This window comes from Streptomyces sp. NPDC058195 (assembly GCF_042883525.1).
In the GTDB taxonomy this organism is placed as follows: Bacteria; Actinomycetota; Actinomycetes; order Streptomycetales; family Streptomycetaceae; genus Streptomyces.
This window is the reverse complement of the sequence record NZ_JBHVVM010000071.1, coordinates 1-3,418: the sequence shown is the minus strand read 5'-3', so window position 1 is coordinate 3,418 and position 3,418 is coordinate 1. Positions and strand designations below refer to the sequence as shown.

The 3,418-nt window shown below is 73.6% G+C and carries 2 protein-coding genes; both read left to right on the top strand.

Features of this window, described 5'->3' with window-relative positions; translation table 11 throughout:
- The first annotated feature begins 218 nt into the window (after positions 1-218).
- On the top strand, positions 219-1,256 hold the full coding sequence (locus tag ACFVWY_RS35490) for a TIGR03571 family LLM class oxidoreductase (RefSeq protein ID WP_389879033.1): 1,038 nt from the start codon (positions 219-221) through the stop codon (positions 1,254-1,256).
- Between the two features lie 935 nt (positions 1,257-2,191).
- Entirely contained in the window at positions 2,192-2,965 is a 774-nt protein-coding gene (locus ACFVWY_RS35485; RefSeq protein WP_389879032.1) for an SDR family NAD(P)-dependent oxidoreductase, read from the top strand.
- Positions 2,966-3,418 lie beyond the last annotated feature (453 nt).

Here is a 3,418-nt window from a genome sequence, read left to right as displayed (position 1 = left end):
CCGACCGCGGCCTGCGCACCGGCCCCGACCCCGACGAATTCAACTGACCCCACCAGCCAGCCCCCGTCTGCCGGACAGCGCCCCAGGCACCGTCCCACCGGGCTGCAACGGCCCGCGCGGGCGTGGACGGCAGGTCCCGCCCGCGCGGGCCCGCACCCGGACTCCGCACCTCCGCGCCGCCCCACGCCGTCGCCGCTCCCACGAAAGTTGCACCTGTCATGTCCGTCGCCCCCACCGCCCTGGACCGGCTCGTGAACGCCGCGAACCTTCCGACTCTGGGTCTTGAGCTGCCCCTCGACAACGACTGGGGCGCGACCCGGCTGCGCGCCGACCGGGCCGCGGGCCGCCCCTTCGGTGTCCCGGACCTGACCCGCCATGCCGAACTCGCCCGTCTGGCGGACGGGCTGGGATTCGCCGGGCTCTGGGTGCGGGACGTCCCCCTCTACGACCCCGAGCAGTTCGGTGACGCCGGTTCCGTCTTCGAGACGTTCACCCACCTCGGGCACCTCGCGGCCGTGACCGAGCGGGCCGTGCTCGGGACCGCGGCCGTCGTCCTGCCGCTGCGGCAGCCGCTGCTGGTCGCCAAGTCGGCCGCCACGGTCGACGTGCTCTCCGGCGGCCGGTTCGTCCTCGGCCTCGCGAGCGGGGACCGGCCCGTCGAGTACCCCCTGTTCGGGGAGGATTTCCAAGGCCGCGGTGCCACGTTCCGCAGGAGCGTGGAGATTCTTCGTGCCGCGTGGGCCCGGCACACCGACGGTGCGGGCATGGAACTGCCCGAGCTCGGTCTCGACGCCGGCCGCCGTCTGGACGTCCTGCCCAAGCCGACGGGCCCGTCCGTGCCTCTCGCCATCGCCGGGCACGCCCAGCAGTCGGCCGAGTGGATCTCGCGGAACGCGGACGCCTCCCTCAACTACCCGCGCCCACTGGGGGCCCTGCGCCTCAAGACGCGGGAGTGGCAGGAGCTGAACGCCGGCGCGTCCAAGCCGTACCTCACCCCCATGCAGCTGGACCTCACCGGAGATCCCTCCACAGCGGCGACCCCGATCCGGCTCGGGCTGCGCACCGGCCACCGGGCTCTCGTCGACCACCTGCGGGCCATGGGGGAACTCGGCGTCGCCCACGTCTCCTTCAACCTCCGCCCCGGCGACCGTCCGGTGGAAGAGATCCTCCACGAGCTCGCCGAAACGGTCCTGCCGCACTTCCCCTCCCCCGGCACGGCAGCCGGGACCGCTGCGGCCGGCCCGGCCGCTTCCTGAACAGCCGCCCGTTCGGCCCCGGGCAGCCCGCCCCGGAACCGGGCTCCTCCTCGGCGACGGCCGGACCCCGGCGTGACAGGCGCCGGGCCGTCCCCGGCACCGGCCGGCAGTTCGATGCCGGGCCCGAGGAAGGACCCCGGTGCCCCGTCGCGGCCCGTCCGGCCGGGACTCGGCACCCGAGCACGCCTGGACCATCCACCTGGATCAGCGGGGAAGACGACGGACCGGTGCCCGCCCCGGAAGGCACCCGAACGGGCCAAGGGCCGTCCCGCAATCCCTGACAGGTGCCTCACAGCAGCCGCGCGCACCCAGCCGCGCCGCCGGAACACCCGCGTACATCCGCTGCGAGGGCTCCCGGCCGCCCTCGGACCGCACGGCACCGGACGACGCCGCTCTGGGGCAGACAGCGCCGGTCCGGCCCGGGTTCCCCGTGCGGCCCCGTGTTCCAGCAGGAATTGTTTGTCCAGCCGTCCACGGCACTCGTTCGCGCGCAGGCAGCGCACCGGTGAACCGGACCGCCCGGCCCGGCGAGCTGGACCGCAGGACCGCGGACCTCCCGGGAACTCCGAGAAAGCAGGAGCAGGTATGGAGGCGTCCCCCCGGACCGGCGTGACGGAGCCAGCGGCCATGGGCCGCGGCCTGACGCGGAGAGCCGCCCGCGACAGCTTCACGGCCGCGGCGCACCACCATCCCCAAAACCTTCCCGGCCGCACCGGCCCCGGCGCCGAAGGCTCCTTCCCCTGTGCGGCCCCTTCCGGCTCCCCCTCTGCCGCCGCACCGGCGTGCGGGCGGTTTCCGCACGCGAGGGGCCGGGTTCCGCCGTCCCGCAAGGCCCGCCGCTCCGAGGGCCCGCACGGGCGCCGGGGCGGCGCGAGCACGAAACCGGACACGGTCCGCCGCCCATGGGCCGCCACCACTTCTGGAGAGGCTCCCCGATGAAGATCGATCTCAGTGGACGTACCGCGCTGGTCACCGGGTCGACGGCGGGAATCGGCGAAGCAGCCGCGCGGGCGCTCGCTTCCGCCGGGGCCGATGTCGTGGTCAACGGCCGCAATGCCGACCGCGTCGCCGAAACGGCGGAGCGGATCGGCGGGCGCGGCATCGCGGCCGATGTCGGGACGGCCGGAGGAACGGCCGACCTGATCCGGCAGCTGCCCGAGGCCGACATCCTGGTCAACAACACCGGCGTCTTCGAGACCGGGTCCGTGTTCGACATCCCCGACGCGGACTGGCTGCGCCTCTTCGAGGTCAACGTGCTCTCCGGCGTGCGCCTGGCACGCCACTACACACCGCGGATGGCCGCGCGGGGGTGGGGCCGCGTGATCTTCGTCAGCAGCGAGGCCGGCGTCCAGACGCCGACGGACATGGTCCACTACGGAATGACCAAGACGGCGCAGCTGGCCGTGTCCCGCGGCATGGCCCAGGAGGTCGCCGGAACCGGGGTCACGGTGAACTGCGTACTGCCCGGACCGACGATGAGCGACGGCGTGCTGGCCATGTTCGACGAGCTCTATCCCGGTCTCGACCCCGGTGAGCAGGAGCGGCGCTACCTGGCCGAGAACCGTGCGTCCGCGTCCCTGCTCAGACGCCTCATCCGCCCCCACGAGGTAGCCAGCATGATCACGTACGTGGCGTCGGAACAGGCCTCGGCGACCACGGGCAGAGCACTCGGCGCCGACGGCGGCCTCGTCCCCACGATCGTCCCCTGAACCGGGCGCCCGGCAGGGGGCCGGGACGGACACCGCACAGGCGCTTTCGGCCTGCGGGCCCGTCCGTACCGCAGAGGGGCTGGAAGCGCCCCCTCAGTGGCCCCCGCGTGCCCGCTGTACTCGCGCCGGCCGGATCGCCGGCTGGACCCCCTTGCATTGCAGCGCGTCTGCAACTATTGTCTATGCATGTAAGGCGCTCGCGCATTAATTGCACGGCGTCCCGGCCCTGACAGAGGACCGCCGTGCATCCAGTGCCACGGCCCCGTCGGCAGGGCGGCCCCCACAGAGGCACCCGATCCCTCCCGTGTCTCCCCCCTCCCGTGCCAGGGAAGCCCCTGGCACGGAGACACCGATCAAGAAGGCATCATCATGACCCTCAAGAACATCCTTCCCGGCCGTCTCGGCTTCGGCACCGCCCCGCTCGGCAACATGTTCCGCGCGATCCCCGACGAG